The organism is Paenibacillus sp. T2-29, from assembly GCF_052921365.1.
The window spans coordinates 43,379-58,362 of record NZ_JBREVE010000013.1 but is presented as its reverse complement, the minus strand read 5'-3'; the positions used below and the strand labels follow the sequence as shown (position 1 = coordinate 58,362).

The following is a 14,984-nucleotide window of genomic DNA, read 5'->3' as shown; positions in this document are numbered from 1 at the left end:
ATTTTCAAGTTTCATTAAATAATTTTATATGTGATTTTTTTCACTTTAAAGGATATCGAAGTTTTATTGAGTGCGATCATTCCTTATGAATTGATTTTATATCATTCAATCTATAAATTCTAATGCTATTTTATGTACTGAATCATAGTTTCAGTCTATAGATGAAATATAGTCCTACATAAAAAAAGGAACAATCCTTTGAGAAATGTTCCTTTTGACTCAAACCAAAATCATACTTTTATTCATTATTCACCTACGCATTCGTTCTTTTGAAGCCGAAGGGTCTACGCTCCAATTTCCCTTCCCTGACATATCTGTCCAGTAGTTCACACATTGTAGCATATCCATTGTTTCTGAATGAAGTTGCGTAGGCAGTGGCTTTAGGAGAAGTGTTCAAATATTGAAGGAAAAATCCTTCGTCTATCACCTGCGTATCATAAATATAAGCTTCAATCGATGTATGCCATTCTGGGTGATGCTCCCCAATATTCACAAACAGACAATGATCACCATGTAAATCAGCTGACCATATTCCATCAATAATCAAGTCTGTTTCTTTTTGTTCCAGCCATTCAAACTGAGTTGGGAACGTCTCGTACTCCGAAGGTCTGATTTGACGGGTTACGGTAGCCATTCGTTCACATAAACGCTGCGCAGATAGCGTGTACTCGTCCCACAAGCCCAAAATAGCCATATCTCTTGCACGCGAGTCTCCCCACTCTTGATCTTCTTCGGCCGAAGTTTGTAAGTGTGTGAACGTTTGGTCTATCCGCTTATGCCTCATTGCTATTCTCCTTCCTCCTATTTATCACAAGATGTATTCCATTTAGAAACCAAAAATCCCTTGCTCGAAAAGCCGTGTGAGTTCAGAAAAGAAACATCACGGCTTGACGGCAAGGGAAATATACCTATCTGTATACAGATTATACTTTTAGATCACCATCATAGGTAGCAATCATTTTGTATAGTTCGGGACGCCGGTCACGGAAAATGCCCCATTCGATCCGCCCTACTTCGAGCTCGTCCAGATCAAATTCAGCAGTAAGCACTTCTTCATCAGTACGACTCGCTTCTGTGATTTTGTTCCCCTGAGGTCCGGCGATAAATGATGAGCCGTAGAAATTGATACTGGATTCTTCATCTGTTTCCATTCCGATGCGGTTGGAAGCAATGACTGGAATCAGATTGGATGCTGCATGACCTAGCATGCAGGTCTGCCAGTGGTCCTTGGAGTCAATGGAAGAATCCTGTGGCTCAGAACCAATCGCTGTCGGATAGAACAAAATCTCTGCGCCCATAAGCGCCATACAGCGGGCCGCCTCGGGATACCATTGATCCCAGCATACGCCTACCCCAATTTTGGCATAACGTGTATTCCACACTTTAAACCCAGTATCGCCCGGATTAAAATAAAACTTTTCCTCATACCCAGGACCGTCCGGAATGTGGCTTTTACGGTATTTACCCAACACTTCACCGTCTGCATCAATGACAGCAAGACTGTTGTAACGAGCATAGTTTTTCTTTTCGTAAAAGCTGATTGGCAGCACAACCTGCAATTCTTTGGCAATCTTCTTGAAATGATTAACCGCTTTGTTGTGCTCCAGCTCAGTTGCATATACATAATAGTCAGACTTTTCCTTCTGGCAGAAGTACGGAGTTTCGAACAATTCCTGCAGCAAAATAATTTGCGCGCCTTGGGCTGCCGCTTCACGTACCAGTTTCTCTGCTTTGCTGATATTTTCTTCAATATTGGTAGAACAGCTCATTTGAGTTGCTGCCACTTTTACTTTTCTCACCTTAGTCCTCCTTATGAATGTTGTATCGTTTAACGCTTTACAGCAGGCATCTGCTGGGTTGTACAGTGTACGTTACCGCCTTCACGGATAACTGCCATACCATCTACAGTGCGGATCTTGCGATTCGGAAATACTTTTGCTAGTACTTGCTGGGCTGCAAGATCGCTCTCAGCGGCAGTTCCGCCAAACACTGGCAAAATAATGCCGCCATTCACAAAGTAGAAGTTAATATAGCTCAGTGTCAGTCGGCTGTCTTCATAATCCACACGCGGAGGTTGGCCGATCTGAATCACTTCCAGCTTACGACCTTTGGCATCCGTTGCTTGCTCTAAGATGCGTAGATTTTCCTGCGTGATTTCGTAATTTTCATCCTCAGGATCATCACATACTTGCATAATGACCTTGCCCGGAGCAGCAAAGCAAGCAATATTGTCCACATGACCATCCGTTTCGTCGCCACTGAGTCCACGTTTTAGCCATATAATTTTCTCGGCACCTGTATATTCGCATACGTACCGTTCTATTTCTTCTCTGCTTAGTTCCGGATTGCGATTGGGATTAAGCAAGCACTCTTCGGTTGTAATCAGGGTGCCTTCGCCGTCTACGTGCAGTGAACCGCCTTCCATTACTAGTGGTGCATCTAACCGTGGAACTCCAAGTTGGTCCAGAATTTGCGGCGCAACCTGGTCATCCAGATCCCATGGAGCATATTTGCCGCCCCAGGCATTAAACTTCCAGTTTACACCTGCCAACTGACCATGTTCGTCTGTCAGAAAAGTTGGACCGTTGTCACGCAACCACGCATCGCTATGCTCTATCGGCAGCAGTTCTACCCGTTCCCCAAGTTCAAGCGCTTTAACGCTCTCCAGATCATCTGGATTTACGACTACGGTAACTGGTTCAAATTCCGCCATGGCACTTATAATTTCGGCATAACCCTTACATACCTCGGCATGCATCTCCGGGTAAACCATTGAAGATTGTACAGGCCAGGAAATATACGTACGTTCATGTGGCGCCCATTCAGGCGGCATCTTATAATGTGAATCCTTAATTTGCATGTATTGAAGCTCTCTTTCTTTTCAAAATGTAGACTCCGCTCCTATCATACAATAATATGATCTTTGTCTCAATCGAAGCGGAAAAGTTTTAATAATTCACATTGTAATTTAAAGAAAATTACTTTGAAAAGGTGATTGTTTTTACTGTACTGCCATCAAAATCCTTCACAGTAAATTGTGCTCCCTCCAGCACACCATAAGAGGATGGGTAGTTTTCTTTTGGCAATGCGATCGAACCAGGGTTCAGTACAAAGACCCCATTTTCCACATCTGCTACCGGAATATGAGTGTGTCCCTGGATGAACACATCCCCTGCTTCCAGTGGCGGCAAATTTCCGATACTAAAACCATGTCCGTGCGTGACAAAGATTCGCCGTCCTTCATGATACAGCAAAGCATAGTCACCCATCATTGGAAACTCTAGCAACATCTGATCCACTTCTGCATCGCAATTCCCGCGCACCGCCACTGCAATGTGGGATTTGTATTGGTTCAGCATAGCAGCCACTTCCGCCGGGTTATATCCTTCCGGTAACGGATTACGCGGTCCATGGTACATATAATCTCCAAGCAAGACAATACGGTCAGCTTTCTCCTCCTTGAATTTTTCCAGTGCTAATTGCAACCAGTACAGCGAACCGTGAATATCTGATATAAACATTAATTTCATATTTTTTCCTTCCTTTCTGAATAGACCATTGTAATTTAGAAATGTTCCTCTTACGTTCATTATTACACTATTCCCTGAACAAATCTGTGCTAAAATGTTTCTTTACCCATAGTCACACACAAAAGGTTGCTCAATCAAGAATCTGTCGGTTGTCTTTCCTAATAAAGTTTTGATGAGTGCTTCTCGTTCTTCAATATTTCTAGGATGGAGCTGATTGTACTCGTAGCAGAGACCTTTGGCGTATAAACGTTCCTCAATCAATTCTTCATCATAATTAGCATTGTATAGGAGCCCTAATTGTGATTTTTCTTTTTCTGTCATAGCTTGTCCGCACTCCGTTTATGTAGCTAGATACTTGTCGTAAATGACGCTCATGAAAAAAATTAGCGACCGCTTCCCCCGTAATAAAGCAGAAGCGGTCGCCACGTAAAACCATCATTATATTTTACAACTTAATTTAATTATATTATAAATTAACGCTTCAAGCTTTCACCGTTCGTAGCAATAACTTCTTTGTACCAGTGGAACGATTTCTTCGGATATCTTTCAAGTGTACCGCTGCCATCATCATGACGATCTACGTAAATGTAGCCATAACGTTTTTTGAGCTGAGCAGTCGACGCGCTGACAAGATCAATACAGCCCCAAGATGTATAGCCCAGAACCTCTACTCCATCTTCAATCGCTTCCCCAACTTGAACCAAATGATCATTCAGATAGTTGATCCGGTAGTCATCTTCAACCGTTTTTTCACCTTTTTCATTGGTGATAAGCTCGTCCACAGCGCCCAGACCATTTTCAACGATGAACAGTGGTTTTTGGAAGCGATCATAAAATGTATTCAGCACATAGCGCAGACCTTGCGGATCAATTTGCCAGCCCCACTCACTTGCCTCGAGATGCGGATTGCTAACCCCACCGAGGATGTTACCTTCACCTTTGACTTTTTTAGCTTCGTCAGCCGTCTCACAAGTACTCATATAATAGCTGAACGAGATAAAATCAACCGTATGCTTCAGATCTTCAGCATCACCTGGCTCAAAATGAATAGAGATTCCGTTTTCTTTGAAGAAACGTTTCATGTAACCTGGATACTGACCTCTTGCATGAATATCGGCAAATGCCATGTTTCTGTGATCAAATTCCATTGCTGCAATCACATCGTCTGGATTAGGTGTCAGCGGATAAGTAGGCATACTCAGTACCATACAACCAATTTTGAAATCAGGGTTAATCTGATGACCGATTTTTACTGCTCTTGCACTCGCTACCAGCTCATGGTGAATAGCTTGATAAAGGTCTTGTTCACTAAGTTGATCCTTTGGTGTGCTAATCCCGCCACTCATGAATGGTGCTTCAAGAATGGAGTTGATTTCATTGAACGTCAACCAGTATTTAACTTTATCTTTGTAGCGATTAAATACAGTTGTTGCATAGCGCTCATAGAAATCAACAAGCTTACGGTTCACCCAACCATCGTATTCTCTGGACAAATGTAAAGGTGTTTCATAGTGAGATAATGTAACGAGTGGCTCAATACCATATTTATGAAGTTCATCAAACAAATCATCATAAAATTGCAAGCCTTTTTCATTAGGCTCAAGTTCGTCACCTTTAGGGAAAATACGTGACCAAGCAATGGAAGTACGGAACACTTTAAAGCCCATTTCCGCAAAAAGTTTGATATCTTCTTTATAATGATGGTAAAAATCAATACCGATCAACTTCATATTATCTTCAGTTGGTACATCCGTAACCGGCCCCCAACCACCCCGAGGAGTTACATCCTGGATGGACCAGCCTTTTCCGTCTTCTTGATAAGCACCTTCGAGCTGATTAGCAGCAACTGCTCCACCCCACAGGAAATCTTTTGGAAACTGTGTACTCATATTTTCTCCGCCTTTGCTGATGTTTTTTCATTAACTAGGACATAAACACGTTACCTCTACGCTAATGTTTATAAAGTACTTCTAATTGAATCTTAAGGTTTGTAACGCGTTTCATGTCAAGTATTATTTTAAAAACTTGCAGAGTCTATAATCGTATTATCTCCAATACATACTTCCCTATTTATAACAACGTCCCCACCCATCCATCCGTTAATTACCAATTGTAACTTGGGTGAGCCCTTCTTCTATAAAATGGTCTCTATTTTCTTTTTTCCACCAATTGCAAATTGTAGGTCAGGCTTTCAAGGGTAACTGAAATCAACCCATACATGTATTCATCGTGCGTATCGTTTTTCACAAAAATCTCAGGCATATGTTCTTTGGGTACATCCTTTAGACAGCCGTTATAAATATCATCCAGCAGTGCTGGCTTAGATAACTCTCCTGTCAAAGCGATCGATACAGGGTCTATAATCGCAATAATGGATGTTATCGTTTTGATCGCCAAAAAAACAAATTCCTGTGTGCTATTTAACTGTTTAAGCTGTTCCTCTCTCGTTATGCCAAAGGGTAAAAAGGAAACTTCCCCGGCAAATTTGGTATTTCCTTTTAACAAATGTCCATCGACAATAAAACCCGCTCCCGGAAAATTATCCTTGGGAAACGTAACAATAGCGAAGGTTTTGTCCTCATCATAATTTTGCATGTTATAAAATCCATAGACGGTCAGATGCATATCATTTTCAATGGTGACTTCTACCCCGTATTTATCTTGAAGGCGTGGTCCTACAGGGACTCCTATCAGCAGATCAAGATCGCAGACATCAATAACCCCTTGATGAACAACCCCCGGGATGCCAATACCAATCGCTTTAACGTTTTCGTAGTTGTTAATCAGCTCTTCAATTTGGTGATCTATTACTTCATAATCAATATGAGGCACAACGGATGTGTTCTCTGCAATAATATCGCCAAGCATATTGGCAACAGCATAAGTAAGAGAATCTACTCCGCCTTCCGTTTTCACAGTTAAACAAATAATATAGGAATAATCAGCGTTATATTTGTAACGTCTAGCCGGACGCCCACCGTTCGATTCTTCCAATTCCATCTCTAATACTTCTCCGGTTTGAAGAAGCTCATTTAGAATATTTCCGCAGGTTGCCACACTAAGTCCTGTAATACTGGCTATAGACGACTTGGTTGCATATTCCTTGGATTTCAGTGTGTTTTTAACTAGCTCTACATTAATGTGTTTGACCCGAATGGTATTATTGGAAACTGGTTGTATTTGAATACACTCCTTTTGAAGTGATTATAAAAAGCTTAATAATAAGCTGTAATATAACGCTCGGTCTGCAATAAGTCAATTTGCACTACCCGTACGCAAAGAATATGATTCTCAATTCGATTAGTCAATCATCATGATATACTATGTTTAAGGGACAAAAATTTAGTGATAAAACTAACAAGAAAAGGGAGATTCTATTGGCAACTAGTGAATATGTAGCAATCATTGCATTGATCCTCTCCGTCATACTTTTGTTCAAGGTTTACCGCCTTCAATCTCGGCTTAATGACTTGAAATCCGATGTGGAGCGTCTTGAGAATCGTTCGGGACTAACGGGAACCTCGATGTCAAATACAATCGCTCCTCCTGCTCCACATATCCAACACGCAGAAGCTTCCGAAGAAATCAATGAAAGGCTGCTTCTACTAATCAGGGAAGGAAATAAGATTAAAGCCATAAAAGAGTTAAGAACCGCTAAGAATCTTTCACTTAAGGATGCAAAAGATTATGTAGATCACTTGGAAAAACGCTAGAAAGGAAGAATTAAAATGAGTATCAGTAAAACAAACGCTATGCGTATATTGGACGGGCAACACATCCACTACAATATTTTGAGTTATGACCATCAAGATGGAAAAATAGACGGTATGAACGTAGCCGAAAAGATCCAAAGAGCACCGGAATCAGTTTTCAAAACCTTGGTTGCACATAGCAAACAAAATCTGTTTGTTTTTGTCATTCCTGTACATAAAGAGCTCGATCTCAAAAAGGCTGCTAAATCTGCGGGAGAGAAGAAAATTGAAATGCTTCCAGTTAAGGATCTGCAAAAGCATACGGGATATATTCGCGGCGGCTGCTCTCCCATAGGGATGAAAAAGATCTATCCCACTTATATCGACCAGCCTGCAGTTGAGCTGGAAACGATCGTCGTAAGCGCTGGGAAAATTGGAACCCAAGTGGAGCTGAGTCCGCATGATTTAGCCCAAATCATTCAAGCACAGTTTACAGATCTAACGCACACGGCATAAAACTCATCACGTCCTCATAAAATCTTTATGCGTATTTTCTCTTAATCCTATGCTTCATCATGCTTCAACTTGGAGAGGAAGATCAAATAATGCATAATGATTGCTCGAAAAAAGTCGGAATCCCCCAGCCCATAAGAAGTGATGGCGCAGGGGGGATTGACAAGGGTCCACGTGATGTGATGAGGGATTTACAAAATCCAGATATGCTGGTTCCTCCCGTAACGGACAATGGTCTCATACCGAATATGAGGTTTTCTTTTTCAGACGCCCATATGCAGCTTAATCATGGTGGATGGTCAAGAGAAGTTACAGTAAGGGAATTACCCATTGCCACAACTCTTGCCGGCGTGAATATGAGTTTGACACCGGGCGGTGTCCGCGAACTTCACTGGCATCAGCAGGCAGAATGGTCTTATATGCTGTTAGGTAGTGCTCGCATTACGGCAGTTGACCAAGATGGACGTAATTTTATTGCTGATGTAGGCCCTGGCGATCTCTGGTACTTTCCACCTGGCATCCCGCATTCTATACAGGGCCTTGAAGAAGGCTGTGAATTTTTGCTGGTTTTCGACGATGGCAGTTTCTCCGATCTGAACACCTTATCCATCTCGGATTGGTTCGCACACACACCTAAAGAGGTGCTCTCTGCAAATTTCGGGATTCCAGAAGCCGATTTTGCAGAGATTCCTCAAGACCAAGTGTACATCTATCAGGACTCCGTTCCCGGTTCAATTCAAAGTCAAGCGGTTCCTTCTCCCTACGGGACGTTGCCCCAATCCTTTAAGCATGAGTTACTAGCTCAGCCCCCGATCAAAACACCAGGCGGAAGCGTACGGATCGTTGACTCCTCCAATTTTCCGATTTCCAAAACCATTGCAGCTGCCCTTGTTGAGATTGAGCCTGGAGCCATGCGAGAAATGCATTGGCACCCCAATAATGACGAATGGCAATACTATCTTGCCGGGCAAGGACGGATGACTGTCTTTGGCGGTAATGGTGCAGCTCGTACATTTGATTTCAGAGCCGGGGATGTTGGATATGTGCCCTTTGCTTACGGTCATTACATTCAAAATACAGGTTCTAGCACACTATGGTTTCTTGAGATGTTTAAAAGTGACCGTTTTGCAGATGTGTCCTTAAATCAATGGATGGCTCTTACGCCTAAAGAACTGATTCAAAGTAATTTACACGTTGGCGCTGATGTGATCTCTAATTTACGAAAGGTCAAATGGCCCGTCGTCAAGTATCCTGGTTACTCTTATGACCCTAAAAAGAAATAAAGGAAACACTTTGTCATGATGTCTTCCAGCTGTTTCCGTGGCTCAGAACAAACTGCTCAAATGAGACCGGACAGCGCCCAGTGACAAGCTTAACGGTATCGGTCACTTGGTCTTCACTTCCATTTTCACGTATCCTTCTATCTAATCCTGCCAGCATATCTGCATATTCCTCAGGCATTCCAGCGTGAACCATGCCCGCTTTCAACTCTTCATCAGACAACGAGATATGCTGGATCGGTTGGACTGTTGATTTCCCGATCAGTTCAGCCACTTCGTCATATGTTAGTGATTGAGGTCCAGTGATGACATGAGCCGTGTTGTGTGGTTTATCGTCAATAAGAGCCCTCACTCCCACTTCTGCAATGTCATCTGCACTTACGAAGCCTATTCTCCCGTTTCGGGTTGCACTATAAATGGCCTTGTTGTTTTTGATCGTGCCCACATGCTGGCCTTCTGTGAAATTCTCCATAAAGTAGGATGGCTGCAGTACAGCCCACTCTGGAGCTAATCTACGAAGTGCTTGATGCACAGGTCCAAATACTGGTCCGTCCTCAGGCACAGATGCGCTCCCTAACAGCACAAATCTTTGCACTCCGGCACTCAAGGCTTTTTCAATAAAAGGAATCATCACTTTGGCGGGATTGACGTCCAGCACAGGTACTACCAAATAAATTTTACCTACATTCATCAGCGCCTGTGCATGTGTTGATTCATCATACCAATCAAAAAATACATAATCAGCCCCTTCCGAATTGCCAGGTTTAGTACGCCCTGCCAAACGTACCGGATACTGAAGTTGCATAAGTCTGGCAGCTACACGGCTGCCTGTTTTGCCGTTTGCTCCTGTAATCAACGCTATATTTCTGTCTTTCATGAAATTCAACTCCTATTTTAATTTTTATTTTCGCCTAGATCTCTATATCCCTATGAGAATTGACTTTTTCATTCACGATTCTAGAGCTTCTAGAGCTACCAAAGGGTTCCAATAATCTTTGTAGTGACTAATTTTTCCGTTCTTCAGCTTAATAACAGAAATGTAGGTTTGATTATACGGTTTACCTGTGCTCACAGCCTGCGCCTCAGAGGCGAATTCGGCCACGAATAAACTCGGGTCCGTTGTCGTATGGATAGTTGGTGAAGAGAAATGCTGAATCCGAAGTATACTAGGAAACTCCTTAATATACTCGTAAATTGCTGCTTTACCCTGAAGCACTTGTACAAAATGTTTAGGTGCATAAGGGAACTCGAAAACAGCGTTATCATCAAATAATGAAATCCATTGCTCCATATTTTCTTCTAACAGGTTGCTCGTAAATTTATGCATGACTGCTTGTGCTTGCTGTTTTGCATCGTCAGTATTCGGATTGATATTCATGGTAGACACCTCGCATATTTATTTTAATTTCTGTTTAAAAAGTGAATTTAAGACGCGAAAATAAACATAATAATTCTAGACTGAATAGTCTATAATACTCAAAAAAATTTGACTAATCGGTCTGGAATGTTCAAAAAATAAACGCTATTAAGCGTTCATAAAGATCAATCCAAAACCGACAGCGTCGTACGTACAATATCTCTAAGCACCTCAGTGCTGGCGCCTGTCTTGGCGGTAAATGTCAACGATAGTCGGGCATGATTTAGAAATCTGGCGATTGACAATAGCTCAGATTCCGTAGCATGAATCTCCCCCTCTTTTTGGGCGCGGACTAGGGCGTTGTAAAAGGCAAGTTCAAGCTTTTCAGTATTTTCAGAAATAAAAGCTTTGATCTCATGATGATGCGGAGCCTGTTCAATAGCACTGTTCATAATAAAGCATTCCTTGGACAGTCTCTTATCCGTCAACACTCTAACAGATTCATTAAAAATCGTCGCTATTGCATCCTTAATGCTCCCAGGTTGACTGAGCAGATGAACTACGGCTTCAGTTTTGTCACGTATATAAAGCTGAATAGCCGAAAAAAATAAATCATATTTCGTTCCGTAGGTATCATAAAGACTCTGCCGCGCTATACCCAGCTGATCCAGTAAAATAGTCAGAGAAGTTCCCTCATAGCCATGCTCTCCAAATACAGCCATAGCTTTTCGCAGAACACTTTCAGTATCAAATTCTTTAGCTCTTCCCAAACCTCATGTTCACCTCCTTGACTATGATTATAATTTTTTCAGACTGATCAGTCAAGAAAATGAAATTGATTTTATATCATTTTATTCACAAAAAAACCATCGTACCGAAATACGATGGTTTAGGGATGTTTATTTTATCCAAACGCTCAGATGTAAATGATGCAATCCGATTATTCCTCAGAGTCTACGTTGTGGTACACCTGCTGAACATCTTCCAAGTCCTCTAATGCATCAATCAATTTATCAAATTGAACCTGTGCATCTTCCGGAAGAGTAATATCATTTTGGGCAAGCATGGTGAGCTCAGCCACAGTAAACTCAGTTACTCCTGCCTGCTTGAAAGCTTCCTGAACAGCATGGAATTGATCAGGCTCTGCATATACGATGACGGCTTCATCTTCTTCAATGATGTCACGAACCTCGACATCTGCCTCCATCAGCAGCTCCAGCACTTCATCTGCGGTTTTACCCACCAGACCAATAACTGCCGTGGAATCAAACATGTAGGCTACAGATCCGCTCACGCCCAAGCTACCGCCATTTTTAGTAAATGCAGAACGCACATCCGATGCTGTACGGTTTACGTTATTAGTCAGTGCATCTACAATGACCATGGAGCCGTTCGGTCCGAAACCTTCATAACGAAGCTCTACGTAGTTTTCATCGCCAGCACCTTTTGCTTTTTCAATAGCACGGTCAATGATCGCTTTCGGTACATTGTACGTTTTTGCACGTTCTAACACGACTCTTAGTACCCGATTGGATTCAGGATCAGGCTCGCCCTGTTTGGCTGCCACATAAATTTCCACGCCAAATTTAGCATATATACGACTCGTATTAGCATCCTTGGATGCCTTCTTTTCTTTAATGTTATTCCACTTACGTCCCATAATATCCCGCTCTCTTCCTGTATGAATATACACAACGAACTTCATTATATCCTTGTATATTATATCTCCTAAAGGACATACGAACAAGTTCAAACAACTCCGTTATGGAAAAATAAACAATTCTACCTAATTAGGGATGCTTCAAGAATGTGAACTTTCAATCCCCTCATCTATGGACAATAATCCTATGAATGTCTAAGATGAGGAGGAAGTCTGACTTGAAGGAGATTATTCACTTGGATGTCTTACATAAAAAGTTGAGCAATAACCATGAAATCACGGTATATGAAACCACGGAGCTATATGGTGAAAAGGGATTATTTCGCGTGATGCAATTCTCCAATGCAGCCATCCAAGGTGCGATGGATTTGAATCATCCGCAACGTATTCTGTTCGAATATCCCAGAGCAATCATCCATCTCATGGAGCTGAACGACCCGTCATTTGAAGACGTGTTTGTTATCGGACATGGTGTAGGCACGATTGCGGGTCATTTTGCAGACAAACGCTTTAAGATTGCCGAGCTGGACGCACAAGTGGTAGAATTCAGCCGAATATTCTTTGGATACGACCAGGACAATGTAGTTATTGGTGATGGACGCCGCATTCTGGAGAAGGAGAGCCCGGATGCTTATGACTATATTATTTTGGACGCCTTCACGGAGCAGGGCACGCCTTTGCATTTAATATCTTGGGAATTTTTCAAAATGGCCAAAGAAAAGCTGGATGCAGAAGGCTCGCTAATTATGAATTTGATAGGCAAAAGCGAACACGATCATCTGATCCATGCCATTCACACAACGCTGCGTGAAGAATTCGCCTATGTTACCACGTTCTCCCTACCCTCGGAAGGCATTGCTGACATCCAAAATATCATTATGATAGGTCGAGACAAGCCCATTCGTTTTCAGGCACGTCAGATGGCCGACTTTCATGAGATTACCCTTGGAGAAGGTCATGTTCTGCGGGATACAGATGCTTAGTGTTGAATGAGGTTCAGTATCCGTCTCTCTACATCATGGATATGAATTGACTCTTTGTGGCTGCTTCTTCGCTCTACGAACTCTACTTTTCCGTGTTCAGCATCTTTACCAACGACAATACGCACGGGAATACCTACTAAATCCGAATCTTTAAATTTAACCCCTGGGCGTTCCTCACGATCATCTAGCAACACCTCCACACCGCGATCCTGCAGTTGGCTGTATAAGTCCTCAGCTATTTGCATCTGAAGCCTGTCTTTCACAGAAATCGGAATGATATGAACCTGAAACGGGGCCAGCGCATGCGGCCATATCATTCCGTTCTGGTCATGATTTTGCTCTACAATGGCGGACAGGATTCGGGAAACACCAATACCATAACAGCCCATAATCATCGCTTGATCAGTTCCGGACGCATCTAGAAAAGTTGCACCCAGCTTTTCACTGTACTTGGTGCCCAGTTTAAATACGTGTCCAATCTCAATTCCTCGATGAAGTTCCAATTTCCCTTCGTCACACCGAGGACATCTATCCCCTTCTATAACATTGCGCAAGTCTGCCACATAGCGAAGATCTAGATCGCGTCCTGGATTCACATGCCGATAATGGTAATCCTGCTCGTTCGCGCCTGCAAAACCGCTAGACATTTGGACAACGGCGTAATCCACCCACACAGGGATTGTCAAGCCGCATGGACCTATGAACCCGGGTGGGGTTCCAGTCGCCTTTGTGACGGCATCTGCATTTGCTATTTCGAATTTTTCACTACCTAAAATTTGTTTAACTTTTACTTCGTTGACCTCATGAGCTCCTCTGACAACTATCGCAATCGGCTGATCGTCAGCCATATAAATCAGTGTTTTGATGATTTCCTTCGACTCTATGTGAAGCGTTTCAACAAGTTGATTTATGGTTCGCAAACCTGGAGTGTACAGTTTTTCCATTTTATCTGTATCAATTGAAGGATGGCTGTCATGTTCATCTTCATTGGAGACAGAAGATATTCCTATGCTCCCCGTCGTCCGTGGCTCCGCCTTTTCAAGATTGGCAGCATAATCACAGCAGGTACATGCCACAATGGTATCCTCTCCAATCTCAGCCAGTGCCATAAATTCATGAGTTTCACCCTCACCACCAATAGCGCCTGCATCTGCTTCGACTGCGCGAAAATTCAGACTGCAGCGGGTGAAAATACGTTGGTAGGCCTGGAACATCGTCCAATAAGTGTGATCTAGTCCTGCCCAATTGGCATCAAACGAATAGGCATCCTTCATCAAAAATTCTCTGCTGCGAAGCAGACCAAACCGAGGACGTCGTTCATCCCGAAACTTGGTTTGAATTTGGTACAGTGTTACCGGCAATTTCCGATAGGAATTTACTTCATTTCGTATTAAAGACGTAATGACCTCTTCATGTGTAGGACCTAATGCGAACTCCCGATCATGCCGATCTTGCAGACGCATCAGCTCAGGACCGTACACATCGTATCTCCCCGATTCTTGCCACAGCTCCGTTGGCTGTAATACAGGCATTAGCAGCTCTCCAGCCCCTGCACGATCCATCTCATCTCGTACAATTTGTTCCACTTTTCTGAGCACCCGTCTGCCCAGTGGCATATAGGTATACATTCCAGCCGCCAATTGACGGATAAATCCTGCCCGCAGCATCAGCTGATGGCTGATCACTTCGGCCTCTGCAGGTGCTTCACGTAAGGTTGTCAGTAATAATTGGCTTTGGCGCATGTGTGGCTTCCTCCTTGTAAGAACGTAAAATGTACGCAAAAAAGACACATCCGTCAGGGACGAATGTGTCGTGGTACCACCCTTCATTTGACCGTAACCATATACGGGACGGTCCTTCTTCAGATAACGGCATCTGGCCGGTAACGGTTTATCTTACGCACCGTTACAGCTCGCAAGGCAGGGAAACGTTCATTCGCGGCGAGAAACCTTTCAGCCCATGGGTTTCT

General features: G+C 42.9%; 16 protein-coding genes. 4 read left to right on the top strand and 12 right to left on the bottom strand.

Annotated elements, in window-relative coordinates:
- Positions 1-253: 253 nt before the first annotated feature.
- The 7 genes from ACU1JV_RS25095 to ACU1JV_RS25065 all read right to left on the bottom strand — a co-directional run bounded on the left by ACU1JV_RS25095 (position 254) and on the right by ACU1JV_RS25065 (position 6,587).
- Complete coding sequence (locus ACU1JV_RS25095) at positions 254-784, bottom strand: hypothetical protein (RefSeq protein WP_064963667.1); 531 nt, start codon at positions 782-784, stop codon at positions 254-256.
- 139 nt (positions 785-923) lie between these two features.
- Positions 924-1,799, bottom strand: a complete 876-nt coding sequence (gene aguB / locus ACU1JV_RS25090; RefSeq protein WP_013371044.1) for an N-carbamoylputrescine amidase — start codon at positions 1,797-1,799, stop codon at positions 924-926.
- 29 nt (positions 1,800-1,828) lie between these two features.
- Positions 1,829-2,860 carry an agmatine deiminase family protein gene (locus tag ACU1JV_RS25085; protein WP_413986100.1) on the bottom strand — a complete coding sequence of 344 codons (1,032 nt, stop codon included), beginning with the start codon at positions 2,858-2,860 and terminating at the stop codon, positions 1,829-1,831.
- Positions 2,861-2,978: 118 nt separating this feature from the next.
- Positions 2,979-3,530 carry a phosphodiesterase gene (gene yfcE / locus ACU1JV_RS25080; protein ID WP_413986099.1) on the bottom strand — a complete coding sequence of 184 codons (552 nt, stop codon included), beginning with the start codon at positions 3,528-3,530 and terminating at the stop codon, positions 2,979-2,981.
- A gap of 102 nt (positions 3,531-3,632) precedes the next feature.
- Positions 3,633-3,851 (bottom strand): maltose acetyltransferase domain-containing protein, encoded by a 219-nt coding sequence (locus ACU1JV_RS25075; RefSeq protein ID WP_413986098.1) that lies wholly within the window; start codon positions 3,849-3,851, stop codon positions 3,633-3,635.
- A gap of 152 nt (positions 3,852-4,003) precedes the next feature.
- Positions 4,004-5,419 (bottom strand): glycoside hydrolase family 1 protein, encoded by a 1,416-nt coding sequence (locus ACU1JV_RS25070; protein ID WP_025721091.1) that lies wholly within the window; start codon positions 5,417-5,419, stop codon positions 4,004-4,006.
- Between the two features lie 259 nt (positions 5,420-5,678).
- The gene (locus ACU1JV_RS25065) at positions 5,679-6,587 is read right to left on the bottom strand and encodes an ROK family protein (protein WP_013371039.1); all 909 of its coding nucleotides are present in this window, start codon (positions 6,585-6,587) and stop codon (positions 5,679-5,681) included.
- A 320-nt stretch (positions 6,588-6,907) separates the two neighbouring features.
- On the opposite strand from ACU1JV_RS25065, the gene ACU1JV_RS25060 reads away from it, so the two are divergent.
- The 3 genes from ACU1JV_RS25060 (at position 6,908) to ACU1JV_RS25050 (ending at position 9,018) form a co-directional block, all read left to right on the top strand.
- Positions 6,908-7,243 carry a ribosomal protein L7/L12 gene (locus ACU1JV_RS25060; protein ID WP_413986097.1) on the top strand — a complete coding sequence of 112 codons (336 nt, stop codon included), beginning with the start codon at positions 6,908-6,910 and terminating at the stop codon, positions 7,241-7,243.
- Between the two features lie 15 nt (positions 7,244-7,258).
- A complete protein-coding gene (gene ybaK / locus ACU1JV_RS25055) occupies positions 7,259-7,738 on the top strand; it encodes a Cys-tRNA(Pro) deacylase (protein ID WP_025677847.1) in 480 nt (159 codons plus the stop codon).
- Positions 7,739-7,827: 89 nt separating this feature from the next.
- Complete coding sequence (locus ACU1JV_RS25050; protein WP_040101399.1) at positions 7,828-9,018, top strand: oxalate decarboxylase family bicupin; 1,191 nt, start codon at positions 7,828-7,830, stop codon at positions 9,016-9,018.
- A 13-nt stretch (positions 9,019-9,031) separates the two neighbouring features.
- Here the strand turns inward: ACU1JV_RS25050 and ACU1JV_RS25045 are convergent, their stop codons facing one another.
- From ACU1JV_RS25045 to ACU1JV_RS25030, 4 genes are all read right to left on the bottom strand, one after another.
- On the bottom strand, positions 9,032-9,892 hold the full coding sequence (locus tag ACU1JV_RS25045; protein WP_013371035.1) for an NmrA family NAD(P)-binding protein: 861 nt from the start codon (positions 9,890-9,892) through the stop codon (positions 9,032-9,034).
- 72 nt (positions 9,893-9,964) lie between these two features.
- Positions 9,965-10,393: a nuclear transport factor 2 family protein gene (locus ACU1JV_RS25040; RefSeq protein WP_013371034.1), complete on the bottom strand. Its 429-nt coding sequence runs from the start codon at positions 10,391-10,393 to the stop codon at positions 9,965-9,967.
- Positions 10,394-10,557: 164 nt separating this feature from the next.
- Positions 10,558-11,142 carry a TetR/AcrR family transcriptional regulator gene (locus ACU1JV_RS25035; protein ID WP_013371033.1) on the bottom strand — a complete coding sequence of 195 codons (585 nt, stop codon included), beginning with the start codon at positions 11,140-11,142 and terminating at the stop codon, positions 10,558-10,560.
- A 170-nt stretch (positions 11,143-11,312) separates the two neighbouring features.
- Positions 11,313-12,032 (bottom strand): YebC/PmpR family DNA-binding transcriptional regulator, encoded by a 720-nt coding sequence (locus tag ACU1JV_RS25030; RefSeq protein ID WP_014599726.1) that lies wholly within the window; start codon positions 12,030-12,032, stop codon positions 11,313-11,315.
- 218 nt (positions 12,033-12,250) lie between these two features.
- Between ACU1JV_RS25030 and ACU1JV_RS25025 the strand changes: the two genes are divergently transcribed.
- Positions 12,251-13,015: a spermidine synthase gene (locus tag ACU1JV_RS25025; RefSeq protein WP_113050622.1), complete on the top strand. Its 765-nt coding sequence runs from the start codon at positions 12,251-12,253 to the stop codon at positions 13,013-13,015.
- Here ACU1JV_RS25025 and ACU1JV_RS25020 read toward each other — a convergent pair.
- Positions 13,012-14,757, bottom strand: coding sequence for a proline--tRNA ligase (locus ACU1JV_RS25020; protein WP_413986096.1), 1,746 nt, complete (start codon positions 14,755-14,757; stop codon positions 13,012-13,014). The two genes, ACU1JV_RS25025 and ACU1JV_RS25020, sit on opposite strands and share 4 nt — an antisense overlap.
- Between the last annotated feature and the right edge of the window lie 227 nt (positions 14,758-14,984).